The sequence below is a fragment of the Arthrobacter sp. fls2-241-R2A-172 genome (assembly GCF_030208885.1).
GTDB lineage: Bacteria > Actinomycetota > Actinomycetes > Actinomycetales > Micrococcaceae > Arthrobacter.
Genome location: NZ_JARVTB010000010.1, coordinates 88,644 through 110,026, shown reverse-complemented (window position 1 = coordinate 110,026; position 21,383 = coordinate 88,644). Strand labels below are relative to the sequence as shown.

Annotated in this window: 20 protein-coding genes; 9 read left to right on the top strand and 11 right to left on the bottom strand. The window is 65.1% G+C overall.

Features of this window, described 5'->3' with window-relative positions; all coding sequences use genetic code 11:
- Positions 1 to 29: 29 nt before the first annotated feature.
- From QRM57_RS15255 to QRM57_RS15230, 6 genes are read right to left on the bottom strand one after another with little or no spacing between them, the layout of a single operon-like run.
- Positions 30 to 1,430 (bottom strand): PfkB family carbohydrate kinase, encoded by a 1,401-nt coding sequence (locus QRM57_RS15255; protein WP_284987201.1) that lies wholly within the window; start codon positions 1,428 to 1,430, stop codon positions 30 to 32.
- A complete protein-coding gene (locus QRM57_RS15250) occupies positions 1,427 to 2,101 on the bottom strand; it encodes a D-sedoheptulose-7-phosphate isomerase (RefSeq protein ID WP_502868655.1) in 675 nt (224 codons plus the stop codon). Before QRM57_RS15250 ends, QRM57_RS15255 begins: the two co-directional genes overlap by 4 nt.
- Complete coding sequence (locus QRM57_RS15245) at positions 2,098 to 3,366, bottom strand: glycosyltransferase (RefSeq protein ID WP_284987200.1); 1,269 nt, start codon at positions 3,364 to 3,366, stop codon at positions 2,098 to 2,100. The genes QRM57_RS15250 and QRM57_RS15245 overlap by 4 nt, the downstream gene beginning before the upstream one ends.
- On the bottom strand, positions 3,363 to 4,424 hold the full coding sequence (locus QRM57_RS15240) for a glycosyltransferase (protein ID WP_284987199.1): 1,062 nt from the start codon (positions 4,422 to 4,424) through the stop codon (positions 3,363 to 3,365). The genes QRM57_RS15245 and QRM57_RS15240 overlap by 4 nt, the downstream gene beginning before the upstream one ends.
- Positions 4,421 to 5,509 carry a glycosyltransferase family 9 protein gene (locus tag QRM57_RS15235; protein WP_284987198.1) on the bottom strand — a complete coding sequence of 363 codons (1,089 nt, stop codon included), beginning with the start codon at positions 5,507 to 5,509 and terminating at the stop codon, positions 4,421 to 4,423. Before QRM57_RS15235 ends, QRM57_RS15240 begins: the two co-directional genes overlap by 4 nt.
- Positions 5,506 to 6,060, bottom strand: coding sequence for a D-glycero-alpha-D-manno-heptose-1,7-bisphosphate 7-phosphatase (locus QRM57_RS15230; RefSeq protein WP_284987197.1), 555 nt, complete (start codon positions 6,058 to 6,060; stop codon positions 5,506 to 5,508). The genes QRM57_RS15235 and QRM57_RS15230 overlap by 4 nt, the downstream gene beginning before the upstream one ends.
- A gap of 86 nt (positions 6,061 to 6,146) precedes the next feature.
- Between QRM57_RS15230 and QRM57_RS15225 the strand changes: the two genes are divergently transcribed.
- Positions 6,147 to 7,097 (top strand): glycosyltransferase family 9 protein, encoded by a 951-nt coding sequence (locus tag QRM57_RS15225; protein WP_284987196.1) that lies wholly within the window; start codon positions 6,147 to 6,149, stop codon positions 7,095 to 7,097.
- 18 nt (positions 7,098 to 7,115) lie between these two features.
- On the opposite strand, the gene QRM57_RS15220 is transcribed toward QRM57_RS15225, so the two are convergent.
- The gene (locus QRM57_RS15220; RefSeq protein WP_257370041.1) at positions 7,116 to 7,889 is read right to left on the bottom strand and encodes a sigma-70 family RNA polymerase sigma factor; all 774 of its coding nucleotides are present in this window, start codon (positions 7,887 to 7,889) and stop codon (positions 7,116 to 7,118) included.
- 139 nt (positions 7,890 to 8,028) lie between these two features.
- Between QRM57_RS15220 and QRM57_RS15215 the strand changes: the two genes are divergently transcribed.
- The 4 genes from QRM57_RS15215 to QRM57_RS15200 all read left to right on the top strand — a co-directional run bounded on the left by QRM57_RS15215 (position 8,029) and on the right by QRM57_RS15200 (position 13,372).
- Positions 8,029 to 8,769, top strand: a complete 741-nt coding sequence (locus QRM57_RS15215) for a GAF and ANTAR domain-containing protein (RefSeq protein WP_257370040.1) — start codon at positions 8,029 to 8,031, stop codon at positions 8,767 to 8,769.
- A gap of 640 nt (positions 8,770 to 9,409) precedes the next feature.
- Positions 9,410 to 9,994: a hypothetical protein gene (locus QRM57_RS15210; RefSeq protein ID WP_284987195.1), complete on the top strand. Its 585-nt coding sequence runs from the start codon at positions 9,410 to 9,412 to the stop codon at positions 9,992 to 9,994.
- A 228-nt stretch (positions 9,995 to 10,222) separates the two neighbouring features.
- On the top strand, positions 10,223 to 12,433 hold the full coding sequence (helR, locus tag QRM57_RS15205; protein WP_284987194.1) for an RNA polymerase recycling motor ATPase HelR: 2,211 nt from the start codon (positions 10,223 to 10,225) through the stop codon (positions 12,431 to 12,433).
- Positions 12,434 to 12,526: 93 nt separating this feature from the next.
- Positions 12,527 to 13,372: an HAD family hydrolase gene (locus QRM57_RS15200; protein WP_284987193.1), complete on the top strand. Its 846-nt coding sequence runs from the start codon at positions 12,527 to 12,529 to the stop codon at positions 13,370 to 13,372.
- Positions 13,373 to 13,388: 16 nt separating this feature from the next.
- Here the strand turns inward: QRM57_RS15200 and serS are convergent, their stop codons facing one another.
- The gene (gene serS, locus QRM57_RS15195) at positions 13,389 to 14,669 is read right to left on the bottom strand and encodes a serine--tRNA ligase (protein ID WP_211710411.1); all 1,281 of its coding nucleotides are present in this window, start codon (positions 14,667 to 14,669) and stop codon (positions 13,389 to 13,391) included.
- 111 nt (positions 14,670 to 14,780) lie between these two features.
- On the opposite strand from serS, the gene QRM57_RS15190 reads away from it, so the two are divergent.
- On the top strand, positions 14,781 to 15,842 hold the full coding sequence (locus QRM57_RS15190; protein WP_284987192.1) for a diacylglycerol/lipid kinase family protein: 1,062 nt from the start codon (positions 14,781 to 14,783) through the stop codon (positions 15,840 to 15,842).
- Here QRM57_RS15190 and QRM57_RS15185 read toward each other — a convergent pair.
- The 3 genes from QRM57_RS15185 to QRM57_RS15175 form a co-directional block, all read right to left on the bottom strand.
- Positions 15,839 to 16,069 carry a hypothetical protein gene (locus QRM57_RS15185; RefSeq protein WP_257370035.1) on the bottom strand — a complete coding sequence of 77 codons (231 nt, stop codon included), beginning with the start codon at positions 16,067 to 16,069 and terminating at the stop codon, positions 15,839 to 15,841. The genes QRM57_RS15190 and QRM57_RS15185 overlap by 4 nt on opposite strands.
- A gap of 94 nt (positions 16,070 to 16,163) precedes the next feature.
- Positions 16,164 to 17,096 carry a prephenate dehydratase gene (pheA, locus tag QRM57_RS15180; protein WP_284987191.1) on the bottom strand — a complete coding sequence of 311 codons (933 nt, stop codon included), beginning with the start codon at positions 17,094 to 17,096 and terminating at the stop codon, positions 16,164 to 16,166.
- 29 nt (positions 17,097 to 17,125) lie between these two features.
- A complete protein-coding gene (locus tag QRM57_RS15175) occupies positions 17,126 to 17,452 on the bottom strand; it encodes a rhodanese-like domain-containing protein (RefSeq protein WP_235518011.1) in 327 nt (108 codons plus the stop codon).
- A 149-nt stretch (positions 17,453 to 17,601) separates the two neighbouring features.
- On the opposite strand from QRM57_RS15175, the gene QRM57_RS15170 reads away from it, so the two are divergent.
- The 3 genes from QRM57_RS15170 to QRM57_RS15160 all read left to right on the top strand — a co-directional run bounded on the left by QRM57_RS15170 (position 17,602) and on the right by QRM57_RS15160 (position 21,338).
- Entirely contained in the window at positions 17,602 to 18,345 is a 744-nt protein-coding gene (locus tag QRM57_RS15170) for a Type 1 glutamine amidotransferase-like domain-containing protein (RefSeq protein WP_284987190.1), read from the top strand.
- Positions 18,338 to 19,777, top strand: a complete 1,440-nt coding sequence (locus QRM57_RS15165; protein ID WP_284987189.1) for an amidase — start codon at positions 18,338 to 18,340, stop codon at positions 19,775 to 19,777. The genes QRM57_RS15170 and QRM57_RS15165 overlap by 8 nt, the downstream gene beginning before the upstream one ends.
- A 61-nt stretch (positions 19,778 to 19,838) precedes the next feature.
- Positions 19,839 to 21,338: a peptide MFS transporter gene (locus QRM57_RS15160; RefSeq protein WP_284987187.1), complete on the top strand. Its 1,500-nt coding sequence runs from the start codon at positions 19,839 to 19,841 to the stop codon at positions 21,336 to 21,338.
- The last annotated feature ends 45 nt before the right edge of the window (positions 21,339 to 21,383 follow it).

Genomic DNA, 21,383 nt, shown 5'->3' with positions numbered 1-21,383 from the left:
GTTCCTTTCGTTGATTTCCAACTCGTGGGTCAGCTGACTTTGGCCAGTGCTGCAGCCAGGCCGCTGGTGGAGCGTGCCGGGTGGAAGGGCACAGTGACGCAGCGCCCTCCCCAGCCCGCGACAAGGCGGGCCTCCGGCAGTTCGTCGGGTTCGTAGTCGCCGCCCTTGACCCAGATGTCGGGCCGGATCCCTTGGAGGCAGGCCTCGGGGGTGTCTTCGTCGAAGACCACTACGGCGTCGACGCATTCAAGTGCCAGGAGCAACTCCGCGCGGTCCTCGACGCTGACAATGGGGCGATGTGCACCCTTGAGCCGGCTGACGGATTCGTCGGAGTTGAGGCACACCACCAGGCAATCGCCCATGCTGCGCGCGGCCGCCAGCGTGCGGGCGTGGCCGGCGTGGAGGAGGTCGAAGCAACCCCCGGTTGCCACCACAGTGCCTCCTGCATCCCGGATGGATTGGGCGAGTTGGACGCCGTCGCGGATGTGGCTGTCAGGGCGTATCGGTTCGACGTTGTTAAGTCCGACGGCGGCACTCACCGCGGGCGCTTCGGGCAGCGCCGCCGCGCCTCCCTTGGCGAGGAAGGCCGACGCATCCTCCACCGCCCTGGCGGCGGCTTCCTGCAGTTCGAGCCCGAGGCCCAGGTACACGGCCAGGCTTCCCGCGAGCCGATCCCCTGCACCGCACGGATCGCTCACCGATGTCCTGGGCGCGGGGATGTCCACCGTTCCACCGGATGTTTCGACCAACACCGCCCCGTCTTCGCCCCTGGTCACCAACACGGCATTGCTCTGCCACTTTTCCCGCAGGTGCTCGGCGGCTTCGCCGGCACCGGTCCGTGAGGGGTTCAGTCCGCCCGCTTTGGCGGACGCGAGCGCTTCGGCCAGGTTCGGGGTTACGACGGCGACTCCGGGCACGGGTTCCGAACCGGCAGGATGCGGGTCCCACACCACCGGGAAGCGGCCGACAACCTCCGCCAAGGCCGCCCGAATCCCTCGGTTGGCGGTGATTCCACGGCCATAGTCGGCCACGACCACCGCATCGGCGGAAGTGATTGCCGCGAGCATTGCAGGGGTGCTGGACGGAACGGGGGCCGGCGCACACCCTTCGTCGAAACGGACCATCGGGTGGCTCCCGATCCGCACACGGGTCTTTGTAGGGGTAGGGGCCAGCGGGTCGCCGGCGAGCACCGACACGCCGGCCAGTGCGCGCCTGAGGTGGCTTGCGCCGTCGTCGTCCGATAGGGCGGTGACCAGCGTGACGTCGTGGCCGTCCCCGGCAAGGACGGTGGCCACCAGGCCGGCTCCGCCCGCACGGCGCCGGATGCCTGCGACGTCCACCACGGGCACGGGGGCGTCAGGGCTGAGCCGGGTGGCGGCACCATTGATGTCAACGTCGAGGAGGACGTCGCCTACCACCGTGATCCTCATGGCTGGCCGCCCGTGTAGGGGCCGGACCGCCGTGCGATCTCGGCGTCGAAGGCCCGGCAGACGGCGTGCACCGCGATCAGGTGGCCTTCCTGCGCGTTCGCGGCGATCGCGTCCACGGTGATGGCCTGGTCGCAGGCGTCGGCGAGCGGGTTGGGGCCGGTTCCGGTAAGGGCCCAGGTGGTGATGCCGCGTTCCCGGGCTGCGCGCACCGCTTTGAGCAGGTTGGGGCTGCGGCCGCTGGTGGACAGGAGGACCAGGATGTCGCCCGCACGGCCGTGGGCCCTGACCTGGCGGGCAAACACTTCCTCGTAGCCGTAGTCGTTGGAGAGCGCGGTGACAGCAGAGGACTCGGCGTGGAGGGAGATGGCAGAGAAAGGGGCCCGCTCGTCGTCGAACCTGCCAACAAGCTCAGCTGTGAGGTGCTGCGCTTCGGCAGCTGATCCGCCGTTGCCCGCAGCCAGCAGCCGCTGGCCCGACAACAGCCGGTTGGCGAGTTCGGTACCCCATTCGCACAACCGCCCTGATTGCGAGCGCAGGGATTCAAGCGCGGGCAGGACGTTGTCCAGGTGCGTTGTCACCGCCTTTTGGTGCGTGGGCCCGCCGGTTTCGGGAGTCCACCGTTCCGGGGCTGCCACAGGGCTTTTGATGGTCACAGGGCTGTTGATGGTCACAGGGCCGTTCCTTCCAGTGATTCCACACCATCGCCTGCTTGCCGGGAGAGGCCGGCAGCCAGGACGGATCGGTAGGCTTTCTCGGTGTCCGCGGCGATCCTGTCCCAGGTGTAGCGCGAGCGGGCGCGGCGTGCGCCGGCTCGCCCCATTTCGGTGCGCAAGGCAGGATCGGCGAGTAGTTTCCCCAGTGCTTCGGCTATCGCTTCCGGGTCCCGCGGCGGAACATGCAGCCCCGTTTTCTGGTCGACGACGGTCTCCCGGAGTCCGCCCACGGCGGCCGCGACCACGGGCACCCCGCAGGCCATGGCCTCGAGCGGCACGATCCCGAACGGCTCATACCAGGGGGTGCACACCACGGCGTCGGCGCTGCGGAAAATACCCGGCATCGCGTCCCTGGGGACCTGTCCGCGCATGGTCACCTTGTCTTCGACGCCGAGTTCCTTGGCCAGGGCATGGAGGCGCTGCGCTTCGGGGTCCTCCTCAAGGGTGAGCGCGTCACCGGAACCACCCACAATCAGCAACTCCACATCGTTGAAGCCTGCGTCCGCCAGGAGAGGGAGTGCGCGGATGATCAGGTCCACCCCCTTGCGTTCCACGAGGCGTCCCACGCTCAGGATCCGATGCGTGCGCGAGGTGGGTTCGGCGTCGGACGTTCCGGGGAACAGCGTCAGGTCCACGCCGCAGGGGGCAATGGAGATTTTGGATCGGCTGATACCCAGGGCCTTGAGTTCGAAGACTTCGTCGGGGCAAGTGGCGATGACCCAGTCTGCGGTGCGGCCCACCCACGGCTCCAACCAGGCCCGGGCCGGTGGGCTGGTGTCCGCGGAGCCCTGGTGGCGGCGCTTCACCGAACCAAGGGCGTGGAAGGTCTGGACCACGGGCACGGGATCAGCGGCACCGGCACGTTTGGACGCCTGGATCGCTGCCAGTCCGGACATCCAGAAGTGCGCGTGCACGACATCCGGGAGGTCCTCGCCCCAGTCCGCACAAATCCCGTCCGCCAGCTCACCCATGAACGGCAGGAGCTCGTCTTTGGGGATGCGCCGGGCGGGCCCCGCATCGACGTGCACCACAGTGAGTCCAGGCCCCACCTGCACCTTCGCCGGCAGATCGGGGTCATCACGTCGCGTGTAGACCGTGACGTGGTGGCCGCGGGCAGCCAGGCTGGAAGAGAGCGCCGCTACGTGGACGTTTTGTCCACCGGCGTCGACACCTCCCAGGGCGGCCAGCGGACTGGCGTGTTCGGAGACCATGGAGATTTTCATGGGTGCATCCTCTCGGTGTCATGGCTGGCCTGGGTGTGGTGGCTGAGCGGTATGAGCCCGGATTGCGGGCGCTGTCCATGCTTGGCGGGAAGATCGGCGAGGAGCTCGTCCCAGGCCCGGAGGAATTTGCCCAGCCCGTAACGTTCCAGCGCTGCTTGGCGCGCCCTCAAACCGATCGCGTAGGCGTCGTCCGCGTCGGCCAGGAGGCGCCGGGCGAACTTTTGGAGATCGTCGACGTCGTTGGACACCAAGCCGGTACCGTGCGGGACTGCCCGGGCTGCTTCAGTGGTGGCCAGCGCAACGACCGGCATGCCCAGGTGCATGGCCTCCAACAGGGCAAGTCCCAGCGAGGTCCATCGCAGCGGGTGCAGGTAGAGACGGCATCTGGCCAGTTCCCGGTGGAGGCGGGCGGCAGGAACGTCACCCGAGATCCTGAGTCGATCCCCGCCCAGGCCGTGGCTGCCGAGGTCCAAAGCGGACGGCAACGCTTCCGTGCCCATCCCGAACACCCTCAGGGGTCCAACCCGGGCGAATCCCGGAAGCAAATCCGTGCCGGTGACCCGTCCACGCCGGACGGGCTCGTTGACCACCACGCCCATCTCCTCCCGCACACCGGTGTAGAGGTGCCCCGGATCCGGAATCCCGTGCTCGATCACTGCAGTGGGGGCCGAGCCCGTATCCCAGAAGAGCTGGTTGAAATGGGTCACGTGGACCACCGGGATGCTTCCCTGGTCGGCAAGTGGATGCAGCGAAAAGGGGACATCGCCCTTGGGGGTGTTGTGTTCCAGGTAGACCGCAGGAACGTCCACCCCTGGGCGGCGGCGCAGGGCCTTGGTGACGGCTGCGATTTCCTCCGGCCGTTGCAGGACCACGGCGTCCACACTGTCCGGGTCCAGCGTGCCCAGGTCCACTTCCTTGGCGGCGACCGGCCAGTCACGTCCCCCTCGCCCCAAACCCCAAGGGCCGCCGTCGGGCAATGTGGGCAGGAGGTATTCGTGCTGGCCCCGGACGAACGCTTCCATCCAGCCGCCGTGGACGTGCCACACCAGGATCCTCATGGTTTCCAGACCTTCCGTCGGGTGGAGAGCGACGACACGCCCCCCAGCAACCGTTCGACAGCCTCCAGGACCTGCTCCGGGGTGACCGAGCTCAAGCACGGATGCCCCGGAACGGGGCAGGTCCGGGCCCGGGTGTTCTTGCATGCAGCTTCCTGGTCGCCCAGCAACTCCATGGGTACGCCGTAGGGTGCCCAGCGGATCGCCGGAACCACCGGCGCGAACAGGCAAACCACCGGGGTACCCACCGCGGCGGCCAGATGGGCGGGGCCGGTATTGCCCGTAATAACGACGGCGGCGCCCGCGAGTACCGCTGCGAGCGTGCGGAGGTCGGTTGCGCCCCCGAGGTTCCTCGCCGAAGGCCCCGCGACCGTTGCCGTGAGCGATGTTTCGCCAGGTCCCCCTGTGACCACCACCCGGTGTCCGTAGGCTTGCAGGACTTCCACGGTTGCTGCGTTGTGCAGCGCAGGCCAGGCCCGGGCGGGGGCTGTCGCGCCGGGGTGGACCACAATGTACGGGCCTTCGCTGGCCAGTTCCTGAGCTGTTTTGTCCGGATCCGGGCCGGCCGTGATCCGCAGTTTGCCGTCGTCACCGTTGGGCAGGACATACCCTCCGGCATCGGCGAGCGCCAGGGCACGGACGGCTTCGGGCTGGTCCTCGGGGAAGTCCTCGCCTGGTTTGAGCCGGACGTCCAGCAGCGAACCGGCGTAGTCCGTGGAAGCCCCCGTGATCTTTCCGACCCCGGCCAAGCGGAGCAACAGCGCCAGCGGAAGCGGCGATTGGTGGAAGGAGGTGAGGATCAGGGCTTCCTCAATGCGGGAACTGCGGACGAACTCGATCAATGCGTTGGTGGTGTCTTCCGTGGCAGGGGGCGCGGGATTCACAATCCAGGGGCAGGCCCATGTGTGCACTTGGGTAACGCCGGGCAGCATCCCGCCCGCGCTTGCGCCTTCAGGTCCGCACAGCAGGACCACGTCATTGGGCCGGCTCCCATCGGGCCGGCTTCCGTTCGCCACAGCGCGCAGGGCAGGTCCGGAGAGGAGGACATCGCCCATGCTGTCCAGCCGGGCCACCAAGACCCGGCTCATACACGGGTGTCCTGTTCTTCAAGTGCCCCGGAGAGTACGAGGTCCACTGCTTGGCCCAAGTCCTCGGCAACAAAGCGGGCGGCGGCGATTTCTTCGCGCCGGGTCACGTCCGTTGGCACCAACACACTCCGGGCACCCGCTGCGGCGGCCGCTTCCATGTCTGCACCGATGTCGCCAACGAAAGCGACTTCCTCCGGCAAGAGACCCAGCGTGCTGCAGGCTCCCAGAATCATGCCGGGGGCGGGCTTGCGGCAGTCGCATCCGTCCTTCGGGCCATGTGGGCAGATTTCCCACACATCGAACGGGCCCAGGAGTTGATCCACCCGCTGATTCACTGACATGACCTGGTCCAGGGTCACCAGTCCACGGGCCACGCCCGATTGGTTGGTTACCACTCCGGTGGCCAGTCCAGCCCGACGCACTCGTTCGAGGGCGGACAGGGCACCATCCATGGGCTGCACCAGCTTCGGGTCGCCGTTGTATGGCACGTCAACGACAAGTGTTCCATCGCGGTCAAACAGGACCGCCTTCAACGTTCCGGTTCCTCCCATACCCGCAACGTTCCCCAGTTCTCCGGACGCTAAACAGTGCGGTCGCGAGAAGTTTCGTGCCGCTAGACTCCTAGCGGGAGGCCTCCATGGACACTGTCGATAGCACCGAACAACCCTTGCTGCTCGCCCTGCGCGCCCTGAAGCTTGGCGACCTCCTGGTCGCTGTTCCGGCACTCCGGGGACTGCGGAGGGCATTCCCCGACCACCGGATCCTGTACGCCGCGCCGGCCTGGATCGCTGAAGCATTGGAGCTGGTTGGGGGCATCCACCACCTGCCCACGCCGGGGCTCGACGATCCCCTCACGGTCCCGCGGGGCGCGGTGGACATCGCCGTGAACCTGCATGGAAACGGGGCCGAGAGCCGCCTGCGGATCGATGAGTTGCAGGCCCGGCGGGTGATCGCCCATGAATCGCCCGGCCTTGAGGGGCCTCCTTGGTCCACCGGGTTACCCGAGCGGGAACGCTGGACCAGGCTGCTGAATTGGCATGGGATTGACGCCGATCCCCTGGACTTCCGGCTGCAGCGTCCCGCCGTTCCTTCGCCGAGTCCCGGCGCCACAGTGATCCATGTTGGCGCTGCGTACGGCAGCAGGCTGTGGCCGGTGGAGCGATTCGCCGACGTCGCGGTCCAACTCGCTGCGGCAGGGCACCGGATTGTCCTCACAGGCGGCACGTCGGAGCGCGGGCGCGCCGAGGAGACGGCTGCCCTGGCCAAGCGCAAAGGAGCAAACCTCGACGACGGCCTGCTGGCTGGGCGGCAGGGGCTCGCAGAGTTTGCGGCCACCATCGCAGAGGCGCGCCTGGTGGTCTCCGCTGACACTGGGGCGGCACATCTTGCCTCTGCCTACGAGCGCCCGTCAGTGGTGTTGTTCGGTCCCGCGCCCGCGGAGGAATGGGGTCCGCCGCCGGGCCCGCACGTGGTGCTGACCGCCGTCGAACTTCGCCGCGGCGACGTCTTCTCCGCAGACCCCGACCCCGCACTCCTGGCGGTCAGCGTGCGCGATGTCCTGGATGCCGTGGAGCGCCTGGACTGCTAGCTGCCCGTCGTCGTGTGGCTAAAGGGCTGTTCCGTCCCGGAGCCGGACTTCGTCGTCCAAAAGTTTGGTTTGGAGCGAGACGAGGACCTTGGAAAGCTTGCGTGAAACCTGCATCTGGGACATTCCCAGGGCCTCAGCAATGGTGGACTGCGTCTCTTCGCGGTAGTAGCGCCGGTACAGCAGGTGGCGGTCCTCAGGCCTAAGGTCACGAATCGCATTCCGGAGAGCCAGCACATCCTCCAACCGGTCAGTGGGGCAGCCAAAAGCAGACAGGGAACCCTGCAACCCCTCACGACCCTCCCCCGCGGGAGCGTCCAGGGAATCCGGACGCTTACTGGTGCCCGCCATCAGCGCTTCGCGCACCTGGCAGGGTTCCAGCCGGAGGTCCTCTGCGACTTCCTCCGGGGATGGCGTCCGTTGCAGCACCTGTGTCATTTCCTCCGTCCGGGCCAACACCTGACGGCGAACGTCCTGGATGGTGCGGGGCGGCCTGACAACCCAGCAATGGTCGCGGAGGTACCGCTTGACCTCGCCGGCAATGGTGGGGGCGGCATAGGCCGGAAAACTGACGCCTTTGGACTCGTCGTAGCCTCGGGAGGCCTTGATGAGGCCCATGTAGGCGACCTGCCTGACATCATCCAGGTCGTGGGTATGGGCGGAATACCTGGCCGCAATGGATTTGGCCAGATTGAGATGGTCCAGGACCAGGCTGTCCTGAAAACTTTGGCGGATGCTTCCTTCAGGGGCAACCGGAGGCCTGGTACTGACGTCGAAAGGTCGGGTTTGACGCATGGGCTTCGATCCTTTGACCGGATGAGGGGTGAGCCCACGGCAAGACTCCTTAAAAAGAGAAGCACACTTACTATTGGCTTTCAACGGGTGCCGGAGGTTAGTCTCGAAAGGTAGCCACCGCCACGGATCGGAGATACACATGGAAGACCCACAGCTCCTCGAGCCGAATTCCGTGGTGGCTGAGGTTCAGGACTTGCTGCTCGCCACTCCTGACGTCGAGGACTTTCTCCATGAGTTGGCCCGGCACTCAGCTGCCATGTTCAGCACTCCCGAAAAGGATGTGTATTGCGGCATCACCCTGATGCGGCAGCGCAACGCCGGCACAGTTGCCAGCAGCAGTGAACGCGCGCGCCAGCTCGACGAAATCCAATACTCCTTCGCGGACGGGCCCTGTCTTCACGCCTGCCGCGAGGCCACCCAGGTCCACATCCCGGATTTCGAGAAGGACAACACCTGGCCCGAGTACAACAAGGCCATCACAGACCACGGTGTCCGCGCCGTCCTGGCTGTTCCATTCCCCCTGTCCGAGGGGGTCGCCATGGCTGGCCTTAACCTCTACTCAGACCAGCCCCACGCCTTCGACCAAGCCGCCGTGCAGCGTGCCAACGACTACGTTCAACAGGCATCCAAGGGCCTCCAGCTCGCCGTGCTGATCGCGCAACACAGCCAAACCGCGGCCAACCTAAGGGCCGCCATGGAATCCCGGACGGTGATCGACGTGGCGACGGGCATCATCATCGCCCAGAACCGCTGCACACAGGTCGAGGCCATGGAACTCATCAAGAAAGCCTCCAGCAACCGGAACGTCAAGCTCCGTGTAGTGGCGCAGGCCATCGTTGATTCAGCCGGGGGCGGACCGATCCAGACCGTGTTCCAGTAGCCGCAAGGATTGTGGCACCCCAGTCCCGCGCTTCTTCGCCACGCCCACCGTTCAACGGCGCGCCCGACCAACAACGCCGGAGGCCCACGCCCCCACCAGTCCTCCCCAGCTCCTGTTTTGCACATAGGGACATCAGGGTGGCCGGAAGAGTCGCTTTCTGCCTCAGTGTTTTCGTATGGACATTCCTTCCGGGCTCATCGAGACACCCGCAATCCTCCGCTCCGGAGGCAGAACCGATGCCGTGCACAGCAGCTTCATGGCCGGCAATCTTGTGAGGATCCGGCGCGGGTTCTACGTACCAACTTCCCAGTGGGTCGAGGCCAAGCCTTGGGACCGGTTCGCGTGGACCCTGGCGGCCGCCACCCGAGCTATACCTGGCCTCGTTCTTTGCCGCGAAACCGCTGCATTCGCCGCAGGGTTACCAATACTTCAGACGCCATCCCATGTGGAATGCTTGACGCCCCATCCGAGCCGATCCGGTAGCCGACGCCCCACTTTCTTAGCCCACCAAGCCACTGATCAGGATGGTCGCGTCGTAAGGGAAACTGGTTACCCGTTGCGGTATCACCTTGGCCAGGAAGGACATCGGGAAACCCACGGAGAATTTACCTGCACTGGACTTCTGCGAACAGTCCTTGATGTGGCCTTCTCCTCCAAACTGAGCCAGTCATTGGTAGTCACCGATGGCGCAGCCCGGAAGCTGTGGCTCCGCGGAGAATTGGAGCCTGGCGTCAGCCTCCTGGAGCACCAGGAGCTCGCCGCTGCCGTTCGCTCACACCCGCACGCGGCGGCCCGGCATCGTGCCGAACTCGCACTAGCCCTTTCGAACCCCTTGGTTGAGTCCGCCGGGGAGTCCTACAGCCGTGCAGCCTTTCATTATCTGGGTTTTGAACAGCCCGAACTGCAGCACGACTTCAGCGACCTTGACGGCTTCATTGGCCGGAGTGACTTCTGGTGGCCTGGTCGGGACGGAAGGAAGGGCGTTGTCGGGGAGTTCGATGGCAAGGGCAAATACACGGACGCCCTCATGAGAAGAGGTGGCAGTCCGGAGGAAGCCCTCTACCAGGAAAAGATCCGCGAAGACCGTATCCGGGCACTGGGCTTTGCTTTCGTCCGATGGGGATGGTCGCATGTCCGGGATCCGGAGCGGCTGCGCAGGAAACTCATCTCGGCCGGGTTGTCTCCCGCGGGAAAGTCCGCGCTACTGAGAACCGTTTCCACATGAACTGGTGCCCAATCCGGGCCTCATTGGCCTGCCGACCCGTACTCCGGCGGGATATTCGTACAAGGGCGGGATCCGGAGCCGGGAACGAGTATCCGGGCACAAAAAAGGAAGGGAAATATTCCCTTCCATATTCAATGTATAACCCACACGGGGGCTTGCGGCAAGGTCCCCTGCTTGCCGAACAATTGACTCACGAACCCCATCACCACAGAAAAAGGGAGTCGTGGGATGCCCGAAACCAGCCCTCTGAAATCCAGTGCTTTCGCCCTGCCCGAGCACCTTAACCGCAAAGCCAACCCCAAGCTGATTGGCAGCGATGAGCAACACTTTGAGGCAATTGCTGAGACCCTCGCGGAGTCCATCGCCGATTTGTCCGACCGTCTGGAGGAGACCCGCAAGCAACCAGCCGGTCGCGGCCAACGGGCGTTGGACCGTGACCAGGAGATCCATCGCCTGACTGCCCGTCTCCGTGCGCTCCGCCGCTTTGGGCTGGATCTGTGCCTGGGCCGGATGATCCCCGAAGACACTCAGGAGCCGGTGTACGTTGGCCGTTTGGGCCTGAGCGACAAGCGCGGACGCCGCCTCCTTGTCGACTGGCGTTCGCCGGCCGCCGAGCCGTTTTTTGGTGCAACGCACGCCAATTCCATGGGCTTGGTGAGCCGTCGCAGATACCGCTGGACCCGGGGCAGGATCAGCTATTACTGGGACGAGGTGTTTACGGCCGACGGGCTGGAGGGGAACGAGGCCCTCGATGACCAGTCCGCGTTCATAGCCAGCCTGGGCACCAGACGCTCCCCACGGATGCGGGATGTGCTGGGGACGATCCAGGCTGATCAGGACGCGATTATCCGGGCCGGCTCGCGGGGTGCCCTGGTGGTGGATGGAGGTCCAGGCACTGGTAAGACGGTGGTTGCACTCCACCGCACGGCCTATCTGCTGTACTCGGATCCCCGCCTGGGCCACCGGAGCAACCACCGGAAGAGCGATGTCCTTTTCGTCGGCCCACACCAGGCTTACCTGGCGTACGTCGCCGATGTCCTCCCCAGCCTGGGAGAAGAGGGAGTGCAGACGTGCACACTCAAGGACCTCGTCCCGGAAGGAGCCGGCGCCGGGGATGAACAGGATCCGGAGGTGGCGCGGCTCAAGTCGTCAGTGAACATGGTGAAAGCGATCGAGTCGGCGGTCCGGTTTTACGAGGAGCCGCCATCGAGGGAGCTGACGGTCGAAACTCCGTACGCGGACATCCGGGTGGGCGCTGAGGACTGGGCGGAGGCTTTCGATGCCGCCGAACCCGGTACGCCACACAACGAGTCCCGCGACGAAGTGTGGGAGGCATTGCTCGCTATCCTCATCGACAAAATGGAGGATCACGACACTCCGGAAGACATCCTGCGCCAAGCCTTCTCGCAGAATGCCGAACTGCGCAATGCCTTCAACCGGGCGTGGCCGCTGCTGGACTACAAGGGCCTGGTGGCAGACCTCTGGAGCGTTCCCGCCTACCTGCGCTTGTCGGCACCGTGGCTGCATGCCGAGGAAATCGCCGCCTTGCAGCGTGACGAGCCGGCCGCGTGGACAACCTCCGACCTTCCCTTGCTGGATGCAGCCAGGCAGCGGCTGGGTGACCCTGAATCGTCGCAACGCAGACGACGGCGGCAGGTCGCCTTGGCTGCCGAGCGGCAGTTGATGGACCGGGTGGTCGATGACCTGATTGCGGCCGACGACTCCGAACTCATGGAGATGTACATGCTGCGCGGCGATGACATGCGGGAGAAGCTCGTGGACGAGGATGGCCTGGAGGCAACCGATCCCGACCTTCTCGCGGGTCCATTCGCGCACATTGTGGTCGATGAGGCGCAGGAGCTGACCGACGCGGAATGGCGGATGCTGCTGCTTCGCTGCCCTTCGCGAAGCTTCACTGTGGTGGGCGACCGTGCCCAGGCCCGGCACGGATTCAACGAATCATGGGAGGAACGCCTGGAGCGTGTGGGAATGGGAAGCGTGCAGATGGCCACACTCAGCATCAACTATCGGACGCCGGAGGAGGTCATGGCAGAAGCCGAGCCCGTGATCAAGGCAGTCCTCCCTGACGCAAACGTGCCTGTTTCGGTCCGCAGCACGGGGATTCCTGTGCTGCACCAGCACGCGGATACGCTCCATCTGGTCCTGGACACCTGGCTCGCGGCCAACGCTGAAGGAACAGCGTGCGTCATCAGCAAACAAGGACACTCCGACGCCGGTCCTCACGAGGGCCGCGTCTACTGGCTCACTCCGGAATTGGCGAAGGGGCTGGAGTTCGACCTCGTCGTCCTGGTCGACCCGGAAGAGTTCGGTGAGGGAGGCGCGGGCCACGGCATGGAAGGCGCGGTGGACCAGTATGTGGCGATGACCAGGGCAACCCGGCAGCTGGTAGTCCTCCGAAGCACCCACAATGTTCCGTGATGTCTGTTCAGTGATGACTGTTCACGGTCCGTTAATCCCGTGCTGTGGCGCCGGTCCTAGTTCAGTGTCGGGGATGTCTGCTGTACTGGAAGCATGACTATTCTGACTGATACTCCAGTTGCTGGCATCGATGACCAGCTCAAAAACAACAACAAGCTCATGATCGCTTTGGACGTCGACGGCACACTCGTCGATCACGATGGCCACATGTCCCCGGCTGTCCGGTCCGCTGCACAGGCCGTTGTGGCCAGCGGGCATGACGTCATGATCGCTACGGGCCGCTCACTCAATGCCACGCTTCCCATCATCGAACAGATCAGCCTGGAGCGGGGTTACGCGGTCTGCTGCAACGGCGGCGTGACGCTCCGGCTGGACCCCGCAGTGGAGTCCGGCTACGAAATTATCCACAAGGCCACGTTTGATCCCGCTCCGGCGCTTCAGGCACTGCGGAAACGGCTGCCTAACGCCAAGTACGCGCTCGAGGATGAGGACGGAAACTTCCTCTCCACCGAACGCTTCCAGGATGCCAGCTTCGGCGTGGAGTCCATCGGCGTCGACTTCCAAACGATGCTGGACGCCACTGCGGTCCGCGTGGTGGTTTTCAGCACCGACAACACGTCGGAAGAGTTCAACGAGGCAATCCGGCACATTGGACTGTCCGGCGTGACCTATTCCGTGGGCTGGACGGCCTGGTTGGATATCGCTGCTGAGGGCGTCACGAAGGCCAGCGCTTTGGAAGCGCTGCGGCAGAAGCTCGGCACGGACCAGGCCAACACAGTGGCCGTGGGCGACGGCCGCAACGACATCGAGATGCTCACGTGGGCCGGCCGCGGCGTTGCCATGGGCCAGGCTCCGGATGAGGTTCTCGCCGTTGCTGATGAGGTCACCGCGTCAGTGCTCGACGACGGCGCAGCCTTGGTTTTGCGCGGCCTGCTGTAACTGCCACCGAAAACCCCTAGAGGACCGGCAGGACCTCGAGTCCGCCAAGGTACTTCTGCAGCGCCTTGGGAACATTGACCGAGCCGTCCGGGTTCTGGTGGTGCTCAAGGATGGCCACGATCCAGCGCGTAGTGGCCAACGTACCGTTCAACGTGGCCACGGCACGGGTGCCCTTGGCGACACCTTCGTCGTTGATCACGCGTTCACGGATGTTGAGCCGGCGTGCCTGGAACGTGGTGCAGTTGGACGTCGAGGTGAGCTCGCGGTAGGCGTTCTGCGTGGGGACCCAGGCTTCGCAGTCGAACTTGCGGGCTGCGGACATGCCCAGGTCTCCGGCTGCGGTGTCGATCACGCGGTAAGGAAGCTCGCACTTGGCCAGCATTTCCTCTTCCCAGGCCAGCAGGCGCTCATGCTCGGCGGCAGCTTCCTCAACGGTGGTGTAGATGAACATCTCCACCTTGTTGAACTGGTGCACTCGGATGATGCCCCGGGTGTCCTTGCCGTGCGAACCGGCCTCGCGGCGGTAGCAGGAGCTTTGGCCCGCGTAGCGGATGGGGCCTGCGGAGAGGTCCAGGATCTCGTCTGCGTGGTAGCCGGCGAGGGCCACTTCCGAGGTTCCCACAAGGTAAAGGTCGTCTTCAGCGAGACGGTAGATCTCGGCGTCGTGCTTTACATCGAAACCGGTGCCCTGCATGGTCTCCGGACGCACCAAAGTGGGGGTAATCATGGGGACGAAGCCGGCATCGATTGCCTGTTCCATGGCCATCTGCAGCAGCGCCATTTCCAGCCGGGCGCCAACGCCGCGGAGGAAGTAGAAGCGTGAACCGGAGACCTTGGCACCGCGTTCCATGTCGATCGCGCCGATCAGTTCGCCGATTTCCAGGTGGTCCTTCGGCTCGAAATCGGTGAATTCGCGGGGTGTGCCGACGGTCTTGACCACGACGTAGTCGTCTTCGCCGCCCTCGGGCACGCCGTCCACCACCAGGTTGGGGATCACCCGCAGGAGCTCCTCCTGCTTGGCCTGGGCTGCGGCGGCTTCAGCGGAAGCGGCCTTGACTGAGTTGGCGAGTTCCTTGACCTCGGCCAGCAGGGCCTGCTTTTCCTCACCCTTGGCTTGGGCCACCTTCTTGCCGAAAGCATTCTGCTCGGCGCGGAGGGTTTCGTGTCGGATCAGTGCTGCACGGCGATCGGCGTCAGCGGAGATGATCGCGTCCACAACGGACTCATCGGCACCACGGGCGCGCTGGCTGGCACGGAACTTGTCCGGATTTTCGCTGAGGTCTTTTACGTCGATCACCACACAAGAGTATCGAATCCCCCGCGGAACACCGGTGCGCCGGCGTCCAAACGCCGGACAGCCCACGATCCGGCAAAACAGGGCAGCCCAGCGGGATAGTGTTGGAGCACCATGAGCGACTGGATCCTGTACGTGATTCTCGCTGGGGGCGTGGCGTTTGCCGTCTCCAGTTGGTGGGGTGTGCGCCGATTGAAAGCCCGCCACATCAGGAGCGCCGTTCGGGAGGATGCCCACAAGCCGAACCCCGGCGACCAAAAGGTCGCCGTCATCCTGAACCCGGTGAAGAACAACGCGGAGGTTGCCCGCAAGGCCATCATCGACGCGTGCGAGCTCGCCGGCTGGGACGCGCCCCGCTTCTATGAAACTACGGTGGACGACCCCGGTTACGGCCAGTCACGGCAAGCGCTGGCCGACCGCGCCGACGTCATCCTGGCGTGCGGTGGCGACGGAACCGTCCGCGTGGTGGCCGAGTGCCTGGCCCACAAGAATGTGGCGATGGGCCTCATTCCGGTGGGCACCGGAAACCTGCTGGCACGCAATGTCGATCTGGATGTCACCGACATGGAGGGCTGCATCCAGACAGCGCTGTTCGGCCACCAGCGCTACATCGACACCGCCACCATGGCCATCAGCAACAGCATCACCGGCCACGCATCCACGCACACGTTCCTGGTGATCGCGGGCATGGGCCTGGACGCCGAAGTTGTCGGCGATACCCGGGAAGAGCTCAAGAAGACCGTTGGCTGGCTTGCCTACACCGAAGCCGGCGTGCGCCACCTGCCGGGCCGGCGGAAGCGCGTCAGCATCACCATGGATGACGAGCCCGAACAGGCACGCAAGATCCGCAGCGTGCTCTTCGCCAACTGTGGACTGATCCCGGGCGGCATCGACTTCATTCCGCAGGCCATGATTGACGACGGCATGCTGGACATCGTGGTGATGAGTCCGCGCAGCGCGTTCGGCTGGATCGCCATGTACACAAAGATCCTCTTCAAGCACAAGCACAACCTGCCCATGATGAGCTTCTACCGCTCGGGCAAGGTGACCATCCGCAGCCAGGAACCGATGGCCACACAGCTCGACGGCGATCCCTCCGGTGAGGCCACGAAGGTCACCGTGCAGGTTGAGCCAGCTTCCCTGCTGGTGCGCGTACCGAAGGCGAAGACCGCCTAGACAGCCCCGGCGTCAGGCTGGGCCGCGTTCCGCTCGGCTTCTTCGGCCGCTGCTTTCGCGGCAGCCCGGGCTTCGGACTGCTCCTTGATCATGGCCTGTTCTTCTTCAAAGCGGAGGCGATCCGCACGATCAGCATCGTCGCCGTCCCAGTCATCTTTGTTGTCACTCGAGGGCTTGGGATTGACGATCATGCCCTGGCCGTCTTTGTCATCGCTGTGGACAGTCATGACCGCTCCCTTCGTTGGTAATTCATCCACCGTTTATGGATCAGGCAAGCATACGCACACTTCCATCACTGCGAAAGGGCCTTGTGGACAGCGCCTACGAGCCCTTGAGCAGCGAGTCCACCCACGCGTGGGCGGAGGCAAAAGCCGCGTCGGACGTGTGCGGAGCCACAACGGCTGCCTGCCGGTCCGCGCGGGCGTAGGAGCCAAGGAACCGGGTTGCCGGGCTGATTCTGTGCAGGCCCGCCAACGCATCCGCTACCCGCGAATCCGCGGCGTGGCCATCGGCGTCAATACTGAAGAAGTAGTGGCCCAGATACTGTCCGGTGGGCCGCGATTCGATCCTGCTGAGGTTCACGCCGCGGGACGCGAACTGGTCCAGGATGTCCATGAGGGCGCCGGGGTGGTCCTGCGGAAGCGGGACCACGACTGTGGTCTTGTCGGCTCCGGTCCGCTCCGGAAGCGGGCCGGGGCGGCTCACCAGGATGAACCGTGTGACGGCGTCCGGGTTGTCGCCGATGTTCGCGGCCAGGACGTTCAGCCCGGGCTGTTCGGCTGCGATGAGCGGGGCGCAGATTGCCGCGTCATAGGGTGCGTCGTCCGCCAACAGGCCCATGGCCGCGGCCGCCGTCGAGGAACCCGGATCGTAGTCCGCGTTGGGCAGGTGTTCGTCTACCCAGAGGCGGCACTGCGCCCAGGCGTGGCCGTGCGTCGAGATCCGCTTGATGTCGGAAAGCGCGACGCCGGGCCTCGCCACCAGAACGAAGGTGATGGGAACCAGGGCCTCACGGATGATCCGCAACTCCTGGCCCGTGGCGATCGCATCCAGGGTTGCAGTGACCCCGCCTTCAACCGAGTTCTCGATGGGGACCATGGCCGCATCGGCTTCGCCTGCCCGGACCCGGTCCAGGGCGGTGTTGACGTTGGTGCAGGGAATGCGGGTGGCATCAGCAGCGCCCGGCACCTGCATGAGGGCAGCCTCGGTGAAGGTGCCCTCGGGGCCGAGGAACGTGTAGGTGACTGCCGACATTAATATTCCTTGATGGTTATATGCGCTGGTTACAGAACTACCGGCTTGAGCCCGTTGTCTGAAACCATCGGCTTTCCTGCTTCCAGCCACATGTCCATCCCACCGGCAACATTCACCGCGGAGTAGCCCTGGCCGACCAGCCACTGAACTGCCCGGAAAGATCGGCCGCCGGTGCGGCAGATGACGAAGAGGTCGTCGTCCGGGTCAAGCTCGTCCAGGCGCGCCGGCAGCTGGTCCATGGGGATGTGGCGTGCACCTTCGGCGTGCCCTGCCACCCATTCGTAGTCTTCGCGGACGTCCAGGATGCTGGCATCAGCCGGAATGTCGCCAACAGGCACAGTGTCAAAGTCGCTCATTGGGGTCCCTTCCCATCGATTTAAGTCCAGCATCCAGCCTAGTCCTCGCAGCCCGAAGCAGTAACCTGGACCCGCAGGCGGTTGCTTACGGGAGCGCAGGCGTTAAGACTGGACCCGAAGCAATCCATCGAAACCGTGAGGAGCACCCCGTGCCTGCTGGGCAACCCACCATCCTGGCGACGTCCGGCGGATACAAGCCGGGCGAACGCACCAGGATCGAGTTCAACCACTTGATGCACTACGCCGTGGAGCTCTCCGGCGTGACGGGCCGCGCGCCGCGGGTGACGCACATCGGCACGGCGTCCGGCGATCAACGCTGGTGGGCCGCCGAGATGGACCAGGCCGCAAGGATTGCGGGTTTCGACTTCAGCCACCTCAACCTTTTCACCATGCCGAACATCGCTGACCCGGAAGCGCATCTCCTGGAACAGGACGTGGTGTGGGTCAACGGAGGTTCGGTGGTGAACCTGCTGGCGGTGTGGCGCGCGCATGGGCTGGACCGGGCCCTCCGGAAGGCCTGGGAGGGCGGCGTGGTGCTGGCCGGCGTTTCCGCCGGTTCGATCTGCTGGTACCAGGGCGGCGTGACCGACTCCTTCGGTCCGGAACTGCGCCCGGTCACAGACGCCCTCGGCTTCCTGCCCTACGCCAGCGGCGTGCACTACGACTCCGAACCCCGCCGCGCGCCGGCCATCCACGCGTTGGTGGCCAACGGCACGCTGGGTGAAACCCACTGCACGGACGACGGCGTCGGGCTGGTTTACCGGGGCACGGAACTGGTGGAGGTGGTCTCCGAGGTGAAGAACAAGGCAGCCTTCCGGGTGACGGCCGGTGCGGGCGAGAGCGTGGACGCCGTGGCAGTGGAGGAGCGGTTGGAGTCGCGTTTCCTTGGCTGATCCTTCGTCCCGGGCCCCGGCCGGCCTGACCGCCGTAGGACTCCGTGATGCGTTGGCTTCCGGCGATCTGTCCGCCCGCGAGGCCTCCCAACACTTCCTCTCCGTCATCGAGGAGCGGAACAAGCACCTCGGCGCGTTCATCACGGTCATCCAGGAACAAGCCCTGACCGCAGCCAACACCGCCGACCAGTTGCATGCCCGCCTCTCGCGCCAGGGCAGGCTGGAGGAACTTCCCCTGCTTCACGGGATGCCCACGGCGTTCAAGGACCTCACCGACGTCGCGGGGGTTCCCACCACGCACGGCAGCGCGGCCCTGGACCACAAGCCAGCGTCCGAGGACGGCGCGTTGGCGGCGCACTTGAGGCGTCACGGCGTCATCCCACTGGGTAAGACGCAGGTTCCGGAGTTTGGACTGACGGCCTACAGCGAAAACCGCGTGGCACCGCCGTCGCGCAATCCGCACTCACCGGGGCGAAGCTCCGGCGGCTCCTCGGGCGGCAGCGCTGCCGCAGTGGCCGCAGGGTTGGTGCCGTTCGCGCCGGGTACCGACGGCGGCGGGTCCATCCGGATTCCGGCCGGTGCCTGCGGACTGGTAGGCCTGAAGCCCGGGCGGGGCACTGTGCCCGTGGGCACCAGCACCGGCGATACGGCGCAGTTGGTGGTTACCGGCCCGCTCGCCCGGACAGCCGCCGATGCCGCCTTGCTCATGGACGCCCTGGTCCCCCGGGACCAGGCGCCCGACGGCGGATACCTCGCCAACGTGGGTCGGGCGCCTGAGCCCCTGAAAATCGGTATGAGCCTGGCTAGTCCATGGGCCGGGATCTATCCCTTCGAGATTGAGCCTGAAGCGATGGACGCTCTGGCGAGGGGCCGCGAGCTGCTGGAAAAGGCGGGTCACAGCGTCAGCGAAGCGGAGATCCGGTACGACAACCGCTATCCGGAAGCGTTCACCGCAGCCTGGACCGCCGGCGTCGGAAGCGCCCGGATAGCACCCCGACGGGAGGCGCTGCTGACTCCGCTGACCCGGACGTTCCGGCGCCGGGCGCAACAGCGGAGCGCATCCAAGGTCAACGAAGCGCTGGGTTTCCTCCGGCAGTTCCAGCACGACACGATTGCGCAGTACTCTCCGTGGGACCTGATCCTCATGCCCACCTTGGCGCAGACGCCTCGGCCCATCGGCTGGTTCACCGGCGGTGGGCACAGCGGCGAGCGCTGGCCGAGCGAGTGGTCCGGCGACGCCGACGACGACTACAGAAGGCAGTGCGAGTACGCGCCGTGGTCCTCCATGGTGAACGTGTGCGGACTGCCGGCCATCAGCATCCCGGTTCACACAACCGTTGGTGGCTTGCCGATGGGGATCCAACTTATTGGCCGGATGGGTTCTGAGCTGCAGCTTCTCCAAGTGGCAGCTTCTCTGGAGGCTCATTCCTGACCGCGGGCACGCGTGTCTAGCATATGGAAAGTGCTTGCCTTGAGCATCTATCGATGTGACAATGCCCGCGGTCAGTGCCAGCATTGAGAAAATGAGCACTCCACAAACCACGGCTGAGCCTACAAAGGCTTCGGGCGATACGTCATTCTTCGGCCACCCCAAAATGCTGGCCAGCCTCTTCTCCGTGGAGATGTGGGAGCGATTCTCCTTCTACGGCATGCAGGGCATCCTGCTCTACTACATGTACTTCACCGCCGAACAGGGCGGCCTCTCCATTGACCAGGGCCTCGCTGCCAGCCTGGTGGGCGCCTACGGTGGAGGCGTCTACCTGTCGACGATCCTCGGCGCATGGCTCGCCGACCGTCTGTTCGGCTCGGAGAAGGTTCTCTTCGGCTCCGCCATCATGATCATGGGCGGGCACATCGCCCTGGCACTGATTCCGGGGATTCCGGGACTCATTCCCGGTTTGGTACTGGTGGGCGTCGGCTCCGGTGGCCTGAAAGCCAACGCCACGGCCCTGGTTGGCACCTTGTACGGCGAGAAGGATGAGCGCCGCGATGCAGGTTTCTCCATCTTCTACATGGGCATCAACATCGGCGGACTCATTGGGCCGCTGGTCACCGGTTGGCTGCAGACGAGTTTCGGCTTCCATATCGGCTTCGGTGCCGCAGCCGTGGGCATGGCTATCGGCCTGGTCATTTACGCGCTCGGCCGCAAGCGCCTGCCCGAGGAAGCACACCGTGTCCCCAACCCGCTCCCGGCGAAGGACCGCACAAAGTACGGGCTGATCTTCCTGGGCATCCTTGTGGTGATAGGCGTCCTGTTGGGAACGGGGCTCGTCAACGCCAACAACCTGGCCCGCAGCATGGCGTACGCCGCAATCGGAGCTTCTGTGATCTACCTGGTCCTGATCTTCCGCAGTCCCTTGGTCTCCGGGCTGGAGCGCAAGCGCGTGGTGGCCTTTATCCCGCTCTACATCGCATCCGCCGCATTCTGGGCACTGTTCCAGCAGCAGTTCACGTTCATTGCCGTCTACTCGCAGGAGAAGCTGGATCGCAATCTCTTCGGCTGGGAAATGCCGGCCGCGTGGGTCCAATCGATCAACCCGGTATTCATCATCATCTTTGCCGGCGTCATGGCTGCCCTCTGGACCAAACTGGGCCCCAAGCAGCCCAGCTCGCCGCTGAAATTCTCTGCGGGCCTGTTCATCATGGGCATTGCTTTCCTGGCCTTCATCCCTTTGGCGGGCGACGGTAAGACCCCGCTACTGGCACTGGTGGGAATCCTGTTCCTGTTCACGCTGGCGGAGCTGTTCCTCTCCCCCATCGGCCTGTCCGTCAGCACCAAGCTCGCCCCGAAGGCGTTCCACACCCAGATGGTGGCCCTGTTCTTCCTGTCCGTCTCCCTCGGCACCACCCTGGCCGGCATCCTGGCCGGTCTTTACAACCCGCACGACGAGCTGCCGTACTTCCTGGGCATCGGCGGCGTGGCAGTGGTGCTCGCCGTGGGCCTGGCTTCGGCAACTCCCGCGATCAAGAAGTTGATGGGCGGGGTTCGCTGACAACCGACACAGCCGGACGTTGACCAACGACGGCGACCCTTGCGC

Bases quoted from the DNA above. Each gene is read 5' to 3' on its own strand.
- QRM57_RS15255 (WP_284987201.1), bottom strand. From the start codon at position 1,430: ATGAGGATCACGGTGGTAGGCGACGTCCTCCTCGACGTTGACATCAAT.
- QRM57_RS15245 (WP_284987200.1), bottom strand. From the start codon at position 3,366: ATGAAAATCTCCATGGTCTCCGAACACGCCAGTCCGCTGGCCGCCCTG.
- QRM57_RS15240 (WP_284987199.1), bottom strand. From the start codon at position 4,424: ATGAGGATCCTGGTGTGGCACGTCCACGGCGGCTGGATGGAAGCGTTC.
- QRM57_RS15235 (WP_284987198.1), bottom strand. From the start codon at position 5,509: ATGAGCCGGGTCTTGGTGGCCCGGCTGGACAGCATGGGCGATGTCCTC.
- QRM57_RS15230 (WP_284987197.1), bottom strand. From the start codon at position 6,060: ATGGGAGGAACCGGAACGTTGAAGGCGGTCCTGTTTGACCGCGATGGA.
- QRM57_RS15225 (WP_284987196.1), top strand. From the start codon at position 6,147: ATGGACACTGTCGATAGCACCGAACAACCCTTGCTGCTCGCCCTGCGC.
- QRM57_RS15220 (WP_257370041.1), bottom strand. From the start codon at position 7,889: ATGCGTCAAACCCGACCTTTCGACGTCAGTACCAGGCCTCCGGTTGCC.
- QRM57_RS15215 (WP_257370040.1), top strand. From the start codon at position 8,029: ATGGAAGACCCACAGCTCCTCGAGCCGAATTCCGTGGTGGCTGAGGTT.
- helR (WP_284987194.1), top strand. From the start codon at position 10,223: ATGCCCGAAACCAGCCCTCTGAAATCCAGTGCTTTCGCCCTGCCCGAG.
- QRM57_RS15200 (WP_284987193.1), top strand. From the start codon at position 12,527: ATGACTATTCTGACTGATACTCCAGTTGCTGGCATCGATGACCAGCTC.
- QRM57_RS15190 (WP_284987192.1), top strand. From the start codon at position 14,781: ATGAGCGACTGGATCCTGTACGTGATTCTCGCTGGGGGCGTGGCGTTT.
- QRM57_RS15185 (WP_257370035.1), bottom strand. From the start codon at position 16,069: ATGACTGTCCACAGCGATGACAAAGACGGCCAGGGCATGATCGTCAAT.
- pheA (WP_284987191.1), bottom strand. From the start codon at position 17,096: ATGTCGGCAGTCACCTACACGTTCCTCGGCCCCGAGGGCACCTTCACC.
- QRM57_RS15175 (WP_235518011.1), bottom strand. From the start codon at position 17,452: ATGAGCGACTTTGACACTGTGCCTGTTGGCGACATTCCGGCTGATGCC.
- QRM57_RS15160 (WP_284987187.1), top strand. From the start codon at position 19,839: ATGCCCGCGGTCAGTGCCAGCATTGAGAAAATGAGCACTCCACAAACC.